Here is an 18,116-nt window from a genome sequence, read left to right as displayed (position 1 = left end):
TGCACAGTTCGATTGTCTGGTTTTCTCCCTGTGGCACCAATTCCATGTTGAAAGGGAGCCAGAACAAGTCAGGTTGACCACTTGTTGAATCGCTTACAGTCCCGGCTTTGGTGGAGTGACTGGTTCGGAGAATGGAAACACTCCTCGGGTGTTCACTTTTCGCTTGAATACCTTGTCTCCAGCAGTGACGTAGAGCGTATCCAGTTCAGGGCCGCCAAAGACGACATTTGCGAGTGGACCCGGTTGTGGCTTTTCGATGATCAGGTTGACTCGGCCTGGCTGATCCAGAATCTGCAAACCGACTCGTGTGCAGACGTATGTGTGTCCCAGCGAATCAACAGTCACTCCGTCCGCGCCGCTGCGTGACGCATCGTCGGCGAGATGCAGCCAGCCATAGGTCTGCTTATAGGTCAGGCTTCCATCGGGTTGAATCTGAAATGACCATGTCATTCTCCCAACGGAATCCGCAACGGTGAGCAACGATTGATCTGGAGAAACGATCAAACCATTTGGATTCGCGATCCCGGTATCGACGACTTTCTTTTCGCCTTTGGAGTTGAATCCCCAAACCTGTTTGTTCGCAGGGTCCGTGAAGAAGCCGTTTCCATTTGGCAGAACGACGATGTCGTTTGAATCGACGCCTTCAACAACAACTTCCTTCGTTCCATCTGTAGCAAAACGAACAATCTGCTTCGCTCCCATTTCACAGCAATACAGTTTGCCATCCGCTCCGAACATCAATCCGTTTGGACGTTGCGCGTTCTCAACAAAGACGCTGACCTTGCCGTCGAGTCCAATCTTGTGAATCTTCCCATTCGGAATATCAGTGAAGAAGACTTCTCCTTGGCGATTGACCGCAGGCCCTTCCGTGAACTTATGTCCGCTGCTGACTTCCTGCCATTTTTCACCTTCGATCAGAATGTCCATGCGTGACTTCTGAGGAGGGGCTGCCTTCACCGGTTCTGGATAATCCTTCCAGATGTAACGCACAATCTCCGGCATGATCGGAGCGGCACCCTTGTTGTTGTGACCTTCGGTCCCCCATTTGTGGGCGACTTCATAGCCTGAGTACTTCAATGCAGAGAGCATGTCGAGGTTGGCGGTAAACCAGTCACCTGCATAGATATTCAGGTCGCCAGAACCGTCTTCAAGAAAGACACGAATCGGCTTGGGTTCTGTTTTGCGAATCAAAGTCGGAAACGCATCTGCACCACGCAGGCCAACGTAAGTGCCGATGGTGCTGATCACTCTGCGGAACTGGTCTGGACGCTCCCATGCGACATTGAATGCGCAAATCGCTCCTGAACTTGCTCCCCCAATGGCTCGGTCATTCGGGTCGTCGCTCAGGTTATAGTCCTTCTTGACCTCTGGCAGAATTTCTTCAATCAGGAATCGAGCGTATCGATCCCCGAGTGCGTCATACTCGTAGCTGCGGTTGAAGCGAGGCTGAGCCTTGTCGTGAGAAGCCGGCAACACGCCTGGCTCAATGAAGATTCCGATCTGGACAGGGATCTCTTTCTTGTGAATCAGGTTGTCGAGCACTGGAATGATGTTCCAGCCGTTTGCTCGCCCGAGACCATCTTGCAGAACGAGAACACAGGTCTTCTTTGCTGGATCGTACTGCTCAGGCACGTAGAGCCAATAGTTGCGGACGGTGCCGGGGAAAATTTTGCTTTTCCACTGGATCGGCCCGACGATTTTCCCCTTCGGAACTCCCTCTTGCGGTTTGGAGTCCTCACCCAATTCTGGGGTCTGGGCCATCGCCACGGAGGAGAGGAGAAGCAAACAGACACTCGCAACAGCCGTACGCCACCAGATCATGCTTATTCCTTGAATGTGCCGTGTTCAATTCAAAAGTAATAGATGCGTTCCTCTGGACATCTTCTAAAAACGTTTGTGCCGCTGCAATCGACTATAGCGGTAGAAAAAGTCCTTTTGCGGATAACGATTTAGGGAATATCACTTTGCTGAGTTGCTGTTTTGATTTCTGGCCGATAGAGTACGTGCCCTGCCAGAGGCAGACAGATGAATTTGACGATTTCGTTTGAAATATTTGTCTTGAATTCATTATTGTCTGTTCGACGAATGGTTTTCGCTCGGGTGGCGAAACTGGCAGACGCGCTAGCTTGAGGTGCTAGTGCCCGTTACTGGGCTTGCAGGTTCGAATCCTGTCCCGAGCACTACGACCCCGCTGAGGTGATCCAAGGATTACCTCAGCGGGGTTTTTCTTTTGTCTGCCATTCGCTGCGGACTTCGTCGTCTGGCCCGGGCGTATCCAGAATCAATGCTCCTGTCTCGGCACCAGAGAAGTGCGCCCAGACAGGAGTGTTCATCCCGAGTTCAGACTGAACTTACGGTCCATCAACGACAACGAATTCGGCTGCTGACCCAGCTGGCTTCGTGATCTCGACCTGAACTGTCGCATCCTTCTGGCCTGTCGTGTCGACTCGCAAGACGATTGCCTGTGTGCCGGAGGCAAGTTCGATCGGGAAGGATTTCCCGGTGCCGAGTTCCTTGTCGTTATGCCAGATTGTGACTGGCAATGACGTCTTCACCTGTACTTCTGCGGCACCTGGGGTGGAGCAATTGATCTCGCCCTTCAAGTAGACGACATCATGTCCGGTCTTGGCCGTCAGTTCAGAAAGCGGAACCTGTCCATTTGCCTGTGCGTAAATGGCATGCCAATTTTCTGAATCAAGGACTGATGCCAGAAACAATGGTGGGCTTGGAATTTGATTCAGAACCCCCGGCTCCGCATTCATAAGAAACCGATATCGCTGCATCCGCTGCGTCGAGCGAATTGCATAAGGGCCAGGTTTTCCCAACTCACCGAGGAACGCGACAAGGTCCAGAAACTCGGCATGTGTCATGAAATTGGAAAGCCCTTTCGGCATCAGGGACTTTCCTTCAATCTCGTCATCGATGTCCGCAAGGGGGACGTTTACTGTCTTCCCGGTGGCATCACGCAGGACCAGTGAATCGTTTGTTCGGCTCGCAACGATTCCCTGATGAACGCGACCATCAACGGTGACGATGACTTTCGTCGTGAACGCTTCTTTGATCGCCTGATCCGGATCAAGAATTGAAGTCACCAGATAATCGACCGGAGAACTGACTCCGATTGCACTCAAGTCCGGACCAATATTCCCCCCGCCCTGATTGACGGAATGGCAATTCAGACAGCTCAATTCCGGGCGTCGAAAAACTGCTTCACCACGAAGTGCATCTCCTGACTTAGCCACTTCCGCAACGATTTTCTGGACTTGTTCTGGAGTCGGTGGTGGGGCAGAGTGATTAATCCCGGCGAGTTCAGACAGCACCTTGTTTAATTCGGCATCCGTTCTTCCAACAGAGTACATCTGTCGTAAAAGCAGCTTGGCGACATCTTTGGATGGAGGTGTCTTCGTGAGAGCCCCTGCCAGTACTGTTGAACCATTTTTCAGTGCGAGAAAGGCATTTAAGAGCGTTCCTGGCTGATCCTGTGGACCAGCATTCTTCAGGATTTCTGCTGTCAGTTCGGCCGCATCCTGCACGTTTACCTGAGCCAGAACAGCGGCTCCCATGGAACGCATTTCAAAAGTCGATGCAGACTTCACCACATCCTTCAGCACAGTCCCGGCCTTGGCGGGATCAAGGCTGACAAGGGCTTCGAGTGCCTGCTGACGCAATGGAATCGGCGTCGTTTCTTTACGAGCAAGTTCAACCAACGCTGTGTCGGCCGAAGTCACTTTCCAGACTCCTGCGAGTTCGACTGCCTGTCTCAGAATGGCAGGATTCTTCGAGTCGAACAGCGTGACGATCTCTTCTGTTTTGGCAGCAGGAATCACCTTGCGTTGCTTGGCAGCAGTGACCATCCATCCCAGCGTTTCCGCCTGAACGGCTTCCGACCAATGATCCTTTTTCAGAACCTCGGAGAGAATAAAACTCAGGTCGCCACTGTTTCCACGCTCGCAGATCATCTTGATGATCGTCGGGAGACGTTGTTCAGGGACTCTACCACTTTCCAGTAAGCGTCGCATTGCAGCGGCAGGGCTGGGAGCGTCATCGGCCGAGAGCGTCGATCCGAAAAGGACCAATACCGTCAGCAGGATGGCAAGAGACTGAACACCGGTCTGAAACGAACAGCGCATTTACGACGAACTCCGAATGCTTCTAGGATGACAAAAAGCCATATTTTCTGATCAGCGTCTGGCCGGAATCATCTTAATGATTGAAAACGAATTCCCGGCTGGAGAGTAACGCCCAGAAGAGGTCCTGGACAATCGACTCTCGCTGATCTGCAGCAGCATTCGTCAAGAGATTCACAAATTGAGTCCGTTCTGACGGCGTCGGGTAACGAGCAAGACTGACCAGATAGCAGTCGTCAACGAGCGTCTCGCAGGACATTCCCTGTTGAAGTTGGGCGGCGAGGATTGTGGCTCGACTCCCGGGTGCCGCAATCTTGTCATTGATCGTGCTGCCGTTCGACATGTGCAATACTTGCACCATGCTCGGCTCATTTGATCGTTCACATTCACAGACAATGTTTCTCTGATTGCGTCCGAATGTCTTCAGAAAATACGAATCCACTGCGGAGTCATATAACTGAATGGCGCGAGTCCCCAATGGGTAAAAGTCTGTCTTCTGAGCATCCGCACCGGGGAAGAGAATCTGTTCAAACGGAGTCGGGACATTCGTGACTTGCACAATGGAGTCGTGAAGTACTTCGGCATTTAATCTTCGTGGGAAATATCGGGAATAGAATCGGAGATCCTTTTCGTTCCCAGGCACGGTCAAACTGGAACGTTGATATGCTTCAGACTGCAGGATGACCCGCATCAGACTTTTCAAATTGAATTTCTGTTCGACGACATATCCGGCTGCTTTCTGAAGAAGCTCTTCGTTGCTCGCCGGGTTCGAGACTCGCATGTCGTCGACACTTTCGACCAGTCCGACTCCGAAGAAGTTTGCCCAGACTCGATTGGTGATCGACCTCGCAAAATAAGGGTTCTCCGCAGAGACCATCCAATTCGCAAGATGCACACGCCGATCTCCCTTGGCGTCGAATGGAAGAGGTGTCCCGTCCAGCGGAGTCGGTGGTTGAGGAGCCCCGGTTCGAGGCTGAACCAGTTCGCCTGTGTCCACAAGAAAGATGGTTCGCAACCCGTCACCGTTACGCGATTCTCCACCCCAGCCTTTGGCCTTGATGCGTGAGAACAGGTTTGCCATCGCGTAATACTGGTCGTTCGTCCATTTTTCGAGTGGGTGGTTATGGCACTTCGCACAGGAAAGTGACAAGCCGAGGAACGCCTGTGTCGCGTTCTCTGTCATGTCTTCTGACGTTTGAAACAACCCGTAAAAGTTGGTTGCGCCATTTTCGTGACTTGTTCCAGTGGCGGTGAGGATCTCGCGAACAAGAACATCCCACGGAGTGTTTTTCGCAACGTTATCTCGAAGCCAGCTGTAGTATGACTTGATCGACAGTGGCCGGATCTTGGTCCCATTCATCATCAGAATGTCGGCCCATTTGTACGTCCAGTAATCAACAAACTCAGGTCGCTCAAGCAGGCGGTCAATCAGCTTGTCTCGCTTGTCAGCAGCGGTGTCTGCCAGGAATGCCCTGACTTCTTCACCTGTCGGCGGCAGGCCGATCGTGTCGAGATAAACTCGCCGTACAAATGTCACGTCGTCGCAACGTGGAGAAGGGGGGAGGTTCAGCTTCTTGAGCTGACTGTTGATCTGTTCGTCAATGAAATTGCGAGGCTTCAGCTGTGTATAAACTTCAGGGGGAACATCATTTGGAAACGGGACCGTGATTCTTCCAACGGCAATTCTTGAAGAGAACCATGCTGATACGGCTCCCTTACCCGACCCGACAACGGTGACAAGTCCGTTCTGATCCACCATCGAAACCGCATCATTGGCGGATGTCCATTTCACCCAGCGTGTCACATCTTCGGTTCGTCCGTCCGAATAATGAACCTGAGCGACGAGTTGTTGCTGCTCTCCAGCCCGGAGTTCCACTTGTGCAGGCAGGATTTCGAATGTCTGAATTACAGGATCGTCTGCAGAAGGGGCGCTGGCTCCTTGGACGAGCCATTCAGACAGAATTCGGTAATCGATCGAATCCGTATCGAACTTCAAGCCCCCTTTGTGAGGCAGTCCTCCTGACGGCTTTGCAAGAATCAGACTTCGCCCTGGATCGGCGAACTCGACACGGCGTCCTCGATCCTGCTTCACAATGTTGAAGTAATCGGCTTCTGGATCATATGCCCCAAGAGAAAGCCGGAAGCCACCTTTCCCGGCCAATGCTCCATGGCAAGATCCCATGTTGCACCCATTCCGGGACAAGACAGGCAGAATGTCGTTTCGGAATGACCAGGGCCGATTCGATTCGATGTTTTGAACGGTGATCTTCGACGTCGCACTTTGACCATCCGCCGTACCTGTGATCACGACATCGCCGTTTGCGATAGGAGTCACATTTCCGTCAGGGGAGACAGTGGCGATCAGAGGATCACTTGAAGTCCAGGTTACTCCGGTTCGTGCTTGATTGCGAACCGCTCCATCAAGCTGATGCTGAAGTAAAAGACGTTGCAGACTGTTGCTTCCGGTCAACTTCGCGCTTGCGGGCACGATAATGAGCGAGCTCTCTGACGCGTACGACGGAGCAACCATCGCAACCAATGCCAAAGCACCGAGCCATCGCAATAACAAACAGGGGCGATTCCGGATCATGGGCGTCTCAGCTGCAAGATCAGACAAATCAATAGGCGTGCATTTGTTTAATCCTAGTCGAAGGGTTCCCGGAAGAGCAAGGAGTCAATTGACTCAGAGCACAGGCAGGTGGCATGATGAGCGAATTGTGTTCGCATCGAAGAATGTTGATTTCTCGGCCTGCGTCATCTGAAAACTGCGACTCAGATCATCATGTGACTGCGTGAGGACATCTGGATTCGCTGCAAATTCAAGAAAATTGCTTGGACAGACTGCCAGAAATTGAACCCTTTTCGTTATAAGCAACCTTCGATTGATTCGTGTGTGAGGCCAGTGTTTGCGACATTCGCAACATTCTGATCAACTCAATTTCTATCAGGGGGATGAGTCCTGAGTATCAATTCTTCTGCAGCGGATGCTGTTGACTCGACGGTTCCCCAATCGACTCTTCCTTTAGATCGCCCGGAAGTGGGAGCCACAACGCCCAGACCGACGAGGGTGCGTTTTCTGCTCCTGCTGTGGCTCTGTGTTGCTGCGATTATCATCTACATTCAGCGCAATGCCATCAGTGTTCTTGCGCCGCAGATGCAGACTGATTTGTCGTTGACGAAAAACCAGATGTCTGCCGTGATGTCGGCGTTTTATTGGTCATACGGGCTTGCCCAGATTCCGATGGGGATCTTGTGCCAATATCTGGGAAGTCGACGAGGGCTCATTCTTTCCATGACTATGGCCTCTGTCCTTTGTGGGCTGATGGCTGTGAGTTCCAGTTTCTATTCGATCCTGTTCTTCTGGATGATGACGGGGATCGCTGCTGCACTGGTCTTCCCGTGTTGTGTCCAAGCGTTTTCACACTGGTTTCCCAAATCAGGTCTTTCGCTCCCAAGTGGAATTTTCACCAGTTCGATGTCGGTTGGGGGGGCCATTGCGGCTGCGCTCACGAGCATGTTGTTGCTGATCGGGCTCCCGGAGCTCGCAAACAATCCTGAGACGGTTGAAGTTGCTGCCAATGCAGTCGCAGCCACACCGGAGGCCGTGAAACAAGGTTTCTTCAATTGGCGATCAATCTACGTTCTTTACATGCTGCCTGGATTTGCGTGGGTGATTCTCTTCGGACTCTGGTTCCGAAATTATCCCGCTGACCATCGAAGTGTGAATGCCGGTGAGCTTGCCCTTATAAATGAGGGAACTGACAGCAACGAAGTTGACCGGACTCCACAGCGGATTCGACTTCCCTGGGGAAAACTGTTGGCGTCCAAGCAGATGCTCCTTCTCGGCGGTCAACAGATGTTTCGAAATGCTGGATATATCTTCATCGGGACGTGGTTCCCTACGTATGTCATGAGCGTCTTCAAAGTGTCGATCGAAACCGCAGGGGTACTTGCGATGTTTCCTTTGTTCGGAGTCGTGGCCGGGGCGGCATCTTCAGGTGCTTTGTCAGACTGGTTGTTAAAGAAAACAGGGAGCCGAGTGATCAGCCGACAGTATGTCGGAGGATTTGGCCAGTTGTTCTGTGCAATCTCCCTGCTGTTGGGGTGGTGGACCTCCAATCTTGGCGTTGCCGTTGCTTTGTTCAGCTTCGGGGCCTTCTCCATGTCGTTTGGTTCATGCTGCTCTTATACCGTCGTGATGGAAAACTGCCGCCCGCACGTTGGTCCAGCCTTCGGGATGATGAACATGGCTGGGAATATCGGTGGGGCGCTCTCCCCACTTCTTGCAGGGAGCGTTGCCACGTATTTCGACTGGGAGTCTGTGATCCTCATGTATGTCGGAATGTACGTCCTTGCATTCTTTGGATGGATTCTGATGAACACAGAGAACAACTTCTTTACTGGAGAGTCGATTAAGTAGAAGCTCGTAGCGCAGTTGTCATCTGAGAGTTTACGACGGCGAGGAGTTCGATTGAGGTTACGTCGTGCTGATTCGCGGATTGGCCGTCGAGTGTTAACGAAAAAAGGCGGAATTCCTTACGAGGAATTCCGCCTTTTGTTTTTTGCAGCGGCGCATCAATTTGAGTGACACACCGTCGAGTCAACTCTCACTCGTTCCGAGAGTGAAGTTGACTATTCGCTTTTGGAACTGCTGCTTCCAGTAGATTTAGGAGCTTCTGCTTTCGGAGCCGCTTCTGATTTCGAAGACTTCCCTGAATCGGCGGCTGCCGCTTTCTTATAGGATTCGCTTCGATAATCGGTGATGTAGAAGCCGTCCCCTTTGAAGAGGATTCCAGCTCCGGTTCCGATCAATCTCGTGGCGGAATTCTTGCCGCACTCAGGACACTTCTTGAGTGGAGCCGCCTTGATGGACTGAAACTCTTCCCACTTATGCTCACAGGTTTTGCATTCGTAATCGTATGTCGGCATGGCTGCTACTCTGATTAAGATCATTTTCCCTGAGACTGGTTCCTGTCCCTCGCGACGGGAACCAGATCCCAGTCTGATAAGGACTGAGATCGTCTGATTCTGAATTCATCCAGCAGGAAGCGGTTGCTGGAACTGCTTTAGCCCTCTGATGACACAATGACTTTCGTTGGACGAATCACCCGATCATGCAGCTGGAACCCACGCTCCAGTTCCTGCACAACGGTCATCGGTGGGAATTCTGTGCTCGGGACCTGCTGAAGAGCTTCGTGGACGTTTGGATCGAATTCCTGTCCCACTGATGGAATTGGTTTGACACCAACTCGGCCGAGGATTTCCTCGATCTGCTTCAGCACCATCTGCACTCCCTGAATCAGGGATTCGGCATTCGGATCTTTCTGCCCTGCAACGACAGCACGTTCCAGATTGTCGATCGCAGGGAGGAGATCGCGGACCACAGGAAATGCCGCGTAACGTCGTTCGTCATCGCGTTCGCGATTCAGACGTTTGCGGAAGTTTTCCATCTCCGCACGCAATCTCAACAGCTGATCTTTCAGATCGTCTCGTTCTGCTGTCAGTTCCTGCACTGAATCACCAGCGCTCACAAACTCCAGCGTCGCTTCCTCAAGCGGAGTCGCTTCTGGAGTTGTTTCAGGATCAACAGGGAGTTTTTCTTCTGAGTTCATAGCTTTGCAATGGCCTGTGATTAAACGAAGCAAACCCTGAGATTGAGGTTGCAAGTCTGTACTTCAATAATACCAGAAAGGAAATCGAAGTCTCCTCGACTTACAGCCACAATCAAGTCATTTGCCGGGACACGGATTCTAGAGTGAATTTCGAATTGAAGTGACGGATTCAAGCCTGTAAAGACAAGCGGTGACTTCTACAGGACTGATCACGGACACGTGAATGACCGCCACGGTTTCACGAACGAAGATCAACTGTTCTCTTCCGTTCCACCTGTTACAAAGTCCTTAATTTTCTCAAGCCAGCTCTTCTGGTGTGGATGGACGTCCACTTTTTCTTGCTCTGCCAGCTTGCGCAGTAAAGCTTCGTGTTCTTCGTTCAACTTCTTTGGAATGACGACCTGAATTTCTACGTGCAAATCGCCCACTTCGCGTCCTCGGGGATCAGGCATCCCTTTCCCACGAATACGGAACATTTCGCCCGGCTGAGTCCCAGGCGGCAATTTCAACTCGTGCTTCCCGATCAGCAATGGAATCTCAAGAGTCGCTCCGAGTGCAGCCTGAGTGTACGAGATTGGGAATCGGCAAATGAGATGTGGACCTTCTCGCTGGAAGATCGAGTGTTCTTTGACCCGAATTTCGATATAGAGGTCGCCGGAAGGGCCGCCATTCGGGCCAGCTTCACCTTCGCCCCGAAGACATAGAGATTGCCCGTCATCAATTCCTGCAGGAATGTTGATGACACGTTTCACAATTTCGCCAGTCAGCCCGGAGCCTTGGCAGTCTTCGCACTTGTGACGAATGACTTTCCCTGAACCGCGGCAGGCAGGGCAGGTGGTCTGTACGCGGAAGAAGCCCTGTGCCTGAACGACCTGTCCATGACCACCGCAATATTCACAAGTGTCCGGTGATGAACCGGCTTTCGCGCCTGATCCGGAACAGGTGACGCACGACTTGTGGCGATGAACGCTGACTTCCTTCTTGCATCCAGTTGCAGCTTCTCTCAAGTCGAGTGTCACACTGACTTGAAGGTCAGATCCGCGAGTTGGACCGCGTCGACCCCGGCGTCCGCCTCCGAGTCCGAAACCTTCAAAGAGGTCCCCGAATGCATCAAAAACGTCATTGATGTCGGAGAATCCTGCACCACCTTGAGCGCCACCTTTAACGCCGGCGTGCCCAAACTTGTCGTATCGTTGCCGCTTCGAATCGTCACTCAAAACTTCGTACGCTTCAGCGCATTCTTTGAATCGCAACACCGCATCTTCATCGCCAGGGTTGCGATCTGGATGATATTTAATCACCAGCTTCTTGTAAGACTTCTTAATCTCGGCGGTCGTGGCCGTCTTTGAGACTTCGAGGACTTCGTAGTAGTCGCGTTTTGAAGCCATTGAGGACATTGATTTACAGTTGATTTATTGGAAAGGATCAATCCGGGGATGGTTCTGCCGGCAGCTTTGTCCTCTGAACGCAAAAAAGGATTCTGCAATTTGGAGGAGCCATCTGGTCTAACAATTTGTTCTCGTCATCGACATAAGATAAACGCCATCCAGAATGGAACTTTGACTGTGAAACATCAGGTTCATTCCAGATAAACGTTGTTCAACTTCTGCCACGAATCGAGGCTTTCGTCAAACTTATCAAGTGCGATACCGTGACAAACAGCGAGCCGCCGGAGACCGGCGGCTCGCCCAATTCAGACGGGTTACGAACCGCGATTAGCGGATGGCCCCTTCAGTCTTCTTTGTGTCGCTTTCGGACTTGGTCACGAGTACCTGAGTCGTCAGCATCAAACCGGAGATCGAAGCAGCGTTCCGAAGAGCGCTCTTGACCACCTTGGCAGGATCAATGATCCCGGCCTTGAACATGTCGACGTACTTACCGGTAGCAGCATTATACCCGTAATTCGCTTCGGCGTGGTTCAATACTTCGTCGGCGATGACAGAACCGTCTTCACCAGCGTTGTTTGTGATTTGCCGAATCGGGGCCTGCAATGCACGAAGAACAATCTCGATGCCGATTTGCTCGTCACCTTTGGCTTTAACAGCCTGAACTGCTTTCGTTGCACGAAGCAAGGCAACTCCCCCACCTGGGAGAATTCCTTCTTCAACTGCAGCGCGGGTCGCATGGAGAGCATCTTCCATGCGTGCCTTGGTCTGCTTCATCTCGGTTTCGGTTGCAGCACCGACAGAGATAATCGCAACACCGCCGGTCAGCTTGGCGAGACGTTCCTGATACTTTTCACGATCGTATTCGCTGTCGGAATCTTCGATCGCTTTTTTCAGTTGAGCAACACGCTTTTCGAGCTCAGCGGCCTTGCCAGCACCATCGATGATTGTGCAGGTGTCCTTGGAGACTTCGATCTTCTTGGCACGTCCGAGCTGATCGAGCTCGACGTTTTCCAATTTGATTCCGAGGTCTTCCGAGATCAAAGTTCCGCCGGTCAGAATCGCCATATCCTGCAACATGGCTTTGCGGCGATCGCCGAAGCCAGGAGCTTTCACTGCAGCGACGTTCAGGATTCCGCGAAGGCGGTTGACAACCAGAGCGGTCAACGCTTCGCTGTCCACGTCTTCAGCAATCACGAGCAGTGGCTTGCCGGTTGTGGAGATCTTCTCGAGCAGCGGGATGAACTCACGCAGGTTCGAGATCTTCTTTTCGTGCAGCAGAATGAAAGCATTCTCAAGGATTGCTTTCATTTCAGCTGGGTCAGTCACGAAGTAAGGAGAGATGTACCCTTTATCGAACTGCATCCCTTCGGCGAGTTCGAGAACGGTTGAGCTTCCCTTGCCTTCTTCAACTGTGATGACCCCGTCTGGACCAACCTGAGCCATTGCGTCGGCAAGCATCTTGCCCACTTCGGCGTCGTTGTTCGCAGAGATCGCACCAACCTGTTCAATTTCCTTTTTATCGGAAACTGGACGAGCTGCTTCTTCAAGGAAGGCGATTGCAGCGTTCACGGCTTTTTCAATACCGCGACGTACGATCGTTGGATTTGCCCCGAGCGAAACGCTACGGAGACCTTCTTCGTAAATTGCGCGGGCAAGCACGGTTGCTGTTGTTGTTCCATCACCAGCGGTGTCGCTGGTTTTGGTTGCAACTTCATTCACCAGCTTGGCGCCCATGTTTTCGTATGGGTCTTCCAGATCGACTTCTTTAGCAACAGTCACACCGTCTTTTGTGACGAGTGGGTTGCCAAAACTCTTGTCGATGATCACGTTTCGGCCAGTCGGCCCCATCGTGACTGCGACGGCGTCAGCCAGCGTCGATACGCCGCGCTGCAATTTCAGCCGAGCACGGTCATCAAAAAGCAATTGTTTTGCCACTGAGAACTCCTCGTGGAGGATGTTGATTCAAATTTTGAAGAGTCTAACCGCCCACTGGTGTGGACGGTTAAACAGGTTGGCGCAAAAACCGCGAAGTGATTAGCTCACAACTTTCGCAAGGATGTCGCTCTCACGGAGGATCTTGATTTCCTTGCCGTCGACTTCCAGTTCGGTTCCGCCGTATTTTCCGAAGAGAACTTCATCGCCAACTTTAACGCTCAGTGTTGAGCGTTCACCGCTCTCAAGCAGACGACCTGGACCGACAGCGACGACGGTTCCGCGTTGTGGCTTTTCTTTAGCACTATCTGGCAGCACGATTCCGCCAGCAGTGGTTTCTTCAGCGCTCAATGGTTCTACAACGACACGATCATCAAGAGGCTTCAGCGTCATCGTTACACAACTCCTGGGAAAACTGTTTCGTGTTGATTTCGTGAACTCCGGCCATCATGCCGGAAGGTTGATTTCATCTTTTGGGAAGCACAAGTGCTTTCCCGACTCGTCGGAGCAAGGCGATAAGAGAGGCTCACGATCGTGTTTGCGACGCAAGCCTCTTCGTTCAAGGGCTGCAGGCGAACCTAGAAGCCCATGCCTGGCATTCCGCCCATACCTGGCATGCCACCCATTCCGCCCATGCCACCCATTCCACCCATGTCGTGGTGGTCATCGTGGTGGCTGTCGGATTCTTCTTTCGGTTCCTCAACAATGATGGAATCCGTGGTCATCAGAAGAGTCGCGACACTGGCTGCGTTCTGGAGAGCAGTACGCACGACTTTAGCAGGATCAACGACGCCGAGTTCGAACAGGTCGCCGTACTTGTCGTTCAATGCGTCATAGCCATAGTTCTTGTCGCTGTTCTTGCGAATGTTGTTCGCGATGACAGCGCCATCAAGACCAGCGTTTTCAGCGATCTTGCGAATTGGCATTTCGAGAACGTTCTTGATGAGCTGAACGCCGAGGCCTTCGTCGCCCTTCAGCTTCAACTTATCAAGAGCTTCGCCAGAGCGGAGCAGTGCAACACCGCCGCCTGGGACGATTCCTTCTTCGATTGCAGCACGGGTTGCAGCCAGTGCGTCGTCGATGAGGTCCTTACGCTCTTTCATTTCAGTTTCGGTAACAGCACCGACCTTGATCTCTGCAACGCCACCAGCCAGTTTGGCGAGACGTTCTTGCAGTTTTTCACGATCATAGTCGCTGTCGGTTGTTCCGATTTCAGCGCGAATCTGTGCAGCGCGTCCTTCGACTGCCTTCTTGTCGCCGCCGCCTTGAATGACGGTGGTGTTGTCGGCACTGACGAGGATCTTCTTAGCTGTTCCCAGATCCTTCAGCTCAACAGTTTCGAGCTTCTCGCCTAGGTCTTTGAAGAACGCTTTGGCGCCGGTCAGGATTGCGAGATCCTGCAGCATGGCTTTACGACGATCGCCGTAGCCAGGTGCTTTGACGGCACAAACGCGAACGATTCCGCGAAGCTTGTTTACAACCAGAGTTGCCAGCGCTTCGCCATCGACGTCTTCAGCGATGATCAGCAGTGGTTTGCCAGACTTGGAAATTGTTTCCAGAACTGGAACCAGTGTGCGTGCGTTGCTGATCTTCTCTTCGTGAATCAACACGAAGCAGTTATCGAAAGCACATGCCTGTTCGTCTTCGTTGGTGACGAAGTGCGGGGAGAGGTAACCGCGTTCGAACTGCATCCCTTCGACGAGTTCAACTTCGGTTTGAATCCCGCGACCTTCGTCGACAGTGATCACGCCGTCTTTACCAACCTTCAACAGGGCGTCGGCGAGAATCTTGCCGATTTCCTTGTCGTTGTTACCAGCGATTGTGGCAACTGTTTCAATTGCTTTGCGGTTGGTTGCTTCAACAGGCTTCGCGAGTTTTTTCAGATGCTCGACGATGGCGTCAACAGCTTTCTGAGCTCCGCGTCCCAAGGCGACTGGTGCCGCACCTGCTGCGATGAACTTCAGACCTTCACGGAAGATCGCTTCTGCCAGAACAGTTGCGGTTGTTGTTCCGTCGCCAGCGACGTCACCAGTCTTGCTGGCAACTTCCTTTACAAGCTGGACACCGCAGTTCTCGAACTTGTCTTCAAGCTCAATATCTTGGGCGACGGTAACACCGTCTTTGGTGATTTTTGGGGAACCCCAACCTTTGTCCAGCACTGCATTGCGGCCTCGGGGACCGAGTGTGCTCGCGACAGCGCGAGACAGCTTCGATACTCCCGACAACAGTTGCTTGCGTGCGTCCTCATCAAAACTCAACAGTTTTGCCACGTTTGCTCCTCATCCAGCGCTACGCTGCCAGATCTGACCTTATTGGCTCCAGACACCCTCTGCGACTGCCTGGAATGACAGATTTCCGACTGTGTCCCCTCACCTATGCAACAGCCATGCCGGGAGTTCCCACAAATTCGCAAAACCATACTTCGCAAAACTTTAGTAAATATCCGGCGGAATGAGAAGCCACCGGTTCTGCCAGCTTGGCAGAAATGCTTGTTTCCTGCCGAAAGTGTGCCTTGAACGACATTCGTATGTCCCGGTCGGCACTGCCAGTAATGGCTCGCGAGCCTTGGAACAGCGACGCCGGAAGGGGTTTCAAAGGAAGACGTTGCCTCGATCTCTTACTGAGGGCGCCAAGGCCGCTAACGAGGTGGGATCTCCTCGGCATTCGCAAGGCAATCGCCCGTATTCCGACGTTTCACTCTGCAGTCGACAATTGACCTGGTTTGGCTTGTCGCAACTTTTTTGAGAGTCAGTTGTTGCGGATCAGAAAGACCTTAAGTGTTCTCGCTCCGTGCGCCCCTTTGACTAGCGACTGCTCGATGTCCGCGGTTTTCGACGGGCCGGAAATGAAGCAGCCAAGCGAGCTTTCGCCAATTTTGATTCTGTCGTATGCCGCATGCAGATGCGGGACCAGATCCTGTTGCCGGACAACGAGAGAGAGATGCTGGCTGATGAAATAGATCGCGCGATGGGGGACGTTCGCGTTGTCCACCCAGATCGCGGCGTTTTCGGCGACTGCCAGTTGGCCAGGAAAGATCGCAAAATCAACGTGGGAGAGATCGTGGGGATCTTGAACTGTGTTCAGATCAAGGGAACCAGAGATCCCTGGGACTCCGCTGACCGTAACCTTATCAGTCCCATATAGTTCGCCGAGGATCGACAGGATGTCTGCCACGGAATCGACGACGTGGCATTCTCCGCCAACGAATGAGAGCACGTCGCTGAACTGGGCTGTCAAATCGGGATAATCGACCCAATCGCCTGCCAAATCGGGAAGTTCCGAAGCCTGAGGCAGGAAGTGACGGATGGATTTCAGAATCTGATTCCGTGAACTCATATGCAAACCTGTCAGGCGATGGCGGAACTGGTGCCGATGTCGCGAACATAAGAGAGTTGAGTGATTCGCGACCCGGACGTCACTCAACTCTGCGTCTGCATTGAATCAGGCCGAGGCTAAAGTCGGGCCGGTGGAAGTGCTGTTTCGGCGTCTGCGTCTTCGTCAAACAGGCGTCGTGTCCCATGCCCGCTTGGTGTCATCGACAATTGATAGAGACGCTGCCCAGCCGGAGTTGGGTAGTCACCTGTCAGGCAGGCCTGACACAAGCTGTCGGTGTCTTTGTTGACTGCTTTGGCGATTGATTTCACCGGGAGATACCGAAGGCTGTCAGCATTGAACTGCCGGGCCATTTGAGCTTCGATTTCCGGAGTGATCAGCTGTCCCTGTGCCAGGAATTTCGGAGCAAACAACTCGTTCATGTCAGGCATGTCGATGCCGTAGAAGCACGGGGCCATGATTGGAGGGCAAGCAACGCGAATATGAACTTCGGCGGCGCCCCCCTTAGTGCGAATCTGGTCGACCAGTGTTCGCATTGTCGTTGAGCGGACAATTGTGTCGTCCACCAGAAAGACACGTTTTCCACCCAGCACTTCTGGAAGCGGAATGTACTTCATTCTGGCTTTTGCTTCGCGGTCTTCACCTTCGATGAAGGTTCGCCCCAAGGCACGATGCCGCATCAGGCCTTCAAGGCATGGAACTCCTAGGGCAAATGCCATCCCTTCGGCTGCTGATCTGGCAGTGTCCGGGACAGGAACCACGATGGAGTTTTCCGTTGGCAATCGTTCTTGGACAGCGAGTTCTTCACCCAGGAATTTGCGGCTCAGGTAGACACTTTGAGCGTCCAGGCGGCTACAAACGTTGGCGAAGTAGATCCATTCAAAGAAGCAGTGTGACTGACGAGTCGTCGGTGCGTACCGCTCGATTCGCAGCTCTCCATTTTCAATGAAAATGGCACAACCAGGTTCCAGATCCTGCACGTCTTCCGGCTCGAAGCCGAGGTTCGTGAGTGCCACGCTTTCGCTGGCTGCTGCGAAAAAACCTTCTTTGATCGCGTAACAAAGTGGGCGGAATCCATTGGGATCACGCGCCACGAACATATTGCCGAGTGCATTGATGAAGGTGATGTTGTAGGCACCGTCGAGACGCTCGGAAGTGTTTGTGAGCATCTCCCGCAACCCGATCCCCGGGTTTTCGGCGATTTCCTGACTCATCAAATGCATCAGGGTTTCGGTGTCGGTCTCGCGGGCGAGATGAAAGTCTCCTTGAGAACGGATTTCGTTCCGAAGTTCAGGATAGTTCGCCAGCTGACCGTTAAAGCCAAACGCAAACCACTTTCGCTTCTCAAGGTGTGTTCGCTCGAAAGGTTGCGCGTAATTCGGGTCGTCTTTCCCGCAGGTTGCATATCGTACGTGGCCGATAGCAGCCGGCCCGATATGTTCCGCCATGAGTTTCTGGTACTTCGACTTTCGGGTCATCCGAAAGACCTCAGAAACCGACCCCACTCGTTTGTGGGTCAGCAGCAGATCTTTGTCATGCGGCTTATAAGTTGTCATCCCAGCAGCAAGTTGCCCTCGATTTTGAATATCGAGCAGCATGCGTGGGACCAAGAGCGAAACTCGTCCGCGACCAATCTCCTTAGCCAGGGGAGATGTTCTCTCCTGATCAAAGTGATAAACCGCAGCAACACCGCATTCGTGATGCAGTTCAGACATCAATGAGTC

At 52.6% G+C, this 18,116-nt stretch carries 12 protein-coding genes and 1 tRNA gene; 2 read left to right on the top strand and 11 right to left on the bottom strand.

What is annotated here, in order from left to right; genetic code table 11:
- Positions 1–93 precede the first annotated feature (93 nt).
- Complete coding sequence (locus tag SH527x_RS04710) at positions 94–1,821, bottom strand: SMP-30/gluconolactonase/LRE family protein (protein ID WP_437193498.1); 1,728 nt, start codon at positions 1,819–1,821, stop codon at positions 94–96.
- Positions 1,822–2,094: 273 nt separating this feature from the next.
- Here SH527x_RS04710 and SH527x_RS04705 point away from each other — a divergent pair.
- Positions 2,095–2,180 (top strand) — tRNA-Leu (locus tag SH527x_RS04705).
- A gap of 171 nt (positions 2,181–2,351) precedes the next feature.
- On the opposite strand, the gene SH527x_RS04700 is transcribed toward SH527x_RS04705, so the two are convergent.
- Positions 2,352–4,130, bottom strand: coding sequence for a hypothetical protein (locus SH527x_RS04700; RefSeq protein WP_437193497.1), 1,779 nt, complete (start codon positions 4,128–4,130; stop codon positions 2,352–2,354).
- 73 nt (positions 4,131–4,203) lie between these two features.
- The gene (locus tag SH527x_RS04695) at positions 4,204–6,717 is read right to left on the bottom strand and encodes a DUF1549 domain-containing protein (protein WP_437193496.1); all 2,514 of its coding nucleotides are present in this window, start codon (positions 6,715–6,717) and stop codon (positions 4,204–4,206) included.
- Positions 6,718–7,194: 477 nt separating this feature from the next.
- Between SH527x_RS04695 and SH527x_RS04690 the strand changes: the two genes are divergently transcribed.
- Positions 7,195–8,547 carry an MFS transporter gene (locus tag SH527x_RS04690; protein WP_437193495.1) on the top strand — a complete coding sequence of 451 codons (1,353 nt, stop codon included), beginning with the start codon at positions 7,195–7,197 and terminating at the stop codon, positions 8,545–8,547.
- Between the two features lie 212 nt (positions 8,548–8,759).
- On the opposite strand, the gene SH527x_RS04685 is transcribed toward SH527x_RS04690, so the two are convergent.
- The 8 genes from SH527x_RS04685 to SH527x_RS04650 form a co-directional block, all read right to left on the bottom strand.
- Positions 8,760–9,056 carry an FmdB family zinc ribbon protein gene (locus SH527x_RS04685; protein ID WP_437193494.1) on the bottom strand — a complete coding sequence of 99 codons (297 nt, stop codon included), beginning with the start codon at positions 9,054–9,056 and terminating at the stop codon, positions 8,760–8,762.
- Between the two features lie 137 nt (positions 9,057–9,193).
- Positions 9,194–9,739 (bottom strand): nucleotide exchange factor GrpE, encoded by a 546-nt coding sequence (gene grpE, locus SH527x_RS04680; protein ID WP_437193493.1) that lies wholly within the window; start codon positions 9,737–9,739, stop codon positions 9,194–9,196.
- A 251-nt stretch (positions 9,740–9,990) separates the two neighbouring features.
- Positions 9,991–11,127 (bottom strand): molecular chaperone DnaJ, encoded by a 1,137-nt coding sequence (gene dnaJ, locus SH527x_RS04675; RefSeq protein WP_437193492.1) that lies wholly within the window; start codon positions 11,125–11,127, stop codon positions 9,991–9,993.
- Positions 11,128–11,454: 327 nt separating this feature from the next.
- Entirely contained in the window at positions 11,455–13,062 is a 1,608-nt protein-coding gene (groL, locus tag SH527x_RS04670) for a chaperonin GroEL (RefSeq protein ID WP_437193491.1), read from the bottom strand.
- Positions 13,063–13,161: 99 nt separating this feature from the next.
- A complete protein-coding gene (groES, locus tag SH527x_RS04665; RefSeq protein ID WP_437193490.1) occupies positions 13,162–13,452 on the bottom strand; it encodes a co-chaperone GroES in 291 nt (96 codons plus the stop codon).
- A 185-nt stretch (positions 13,453–13,637) separates the two neighbouring features.
- Positions 13,638–15,329: a chaperonin GroEL gene (gene groL, locus SH527x_RS04660; RefSeq protein ID WP_437193489.1), complete on the bottom strand. Its 1,692-nt coding sequence runs from the start codon at positions 15,327–15,329 to the stop codon at positions 13,638–13,640.
- A gap of 478 nt (positions 15,330–15,807) precedes the next feature.
- Entirely contained in the window at positions 15,808–16,395 is a 588-nt protein-coding gene (locus tag SH527x_RS04655) for a LutC/YkgG family protein (protein WP_437193488.1), read from the bottom strand.
- 116 nt (positions 16,396–16,511) lie between these two features.
- A complete protein-coding gene (locus SH527x_RS04650) occupies positions 16,512–18,107 on the bottom strand; it encodes an amidophosphoribosyltransferase (protein ID WP_437193487.1) in 1,596 nt (531 codons plus the stop codon).
- Positions 18,108–18,116: the final 9 nt, after the last annotated feature.

The sequence above is a fragment of the Planctomicrobium limosum genome, assembly GCF_051465645.1.
In the GTDB taxonomy this organism is placed as follows: domain Bacteria; phylum Planctomycetota; class Planctomycetia; order Planctomycetales; family Planctomycetaceae; genus Planctomicrobium.
Note: the sequence above shows the minus strand (reverse complement) of the source record. Positions and strands in the feature narration are given on the sequence as shown.

Excerpts from the sequence above, each read along its gene's own strand:
- SH527x_RS04710 (WP_437193498.1), bottom strand. The coding sequence starts at position 1,821 with ATGATCTGGTGGCGTACGGCTGTTGCGAGTGTCTGTTTGCTTCTCCTC.
- SH527x_RS04700 (WP_437193497.1), bottom strand. The coding sequence starts at position 4,130 with ATGCGCTGTTCGTTTCAGACCGGTGTTCAGTCTCTTGCCATCCTGCTG.
- SH527x_RS04695 (WP_437193496.1), bottom strand. The coding sequence starts at position 6,717 with ATGATCCGGAATCGCCCCTGTTTGTTATTGCGATGGCTCGGTGCTTTG.
- SH527x_RS04685 (WP_437193494.1), bottom strand. The coding sequence starts at position 9,056 with ATGCCGACATACGATTACGAATGCAAAACCTGTGAGCATAAGTGGGAA.
- grpE (WP_437193493.1), bottom strand. The coding sequence starts at position 9,739 with ATGAACTCAGAAGAAAAACTCCCTGTTGATCCTGAAACAACTCCAGAA.
- dnaJ (WP_437193492.1), bottom strand. The coding sequence starts at position 11,127 with ATGGCTTCAAAACGCGACTACTACGAAGTCCTCGAAGTCTCAAAGACG.
- groES (WP_437193490.1), bottom strand. The coding sequence starts at position 13,452 with ATGACGCTGAAGCCTCTTGATGATCGTGTCGTTGTAGAACCATTGAGC.
- SH527x_RS04655 (WP_437193488.1), bottom strand. The coding sequence starts at position 16,395 with ATGAGTTCACGGAATCAGATTCTGAAATCCATCCGTCACTTCCTGCCT.
- SH527x_RS04650 (WP_437193487.1), bottom strand. The coding sequence starts at position 18,107 with ATGTCTGAACTGCATCACGAATGCGGTGTTGCTGCGGTTTATCACTTT.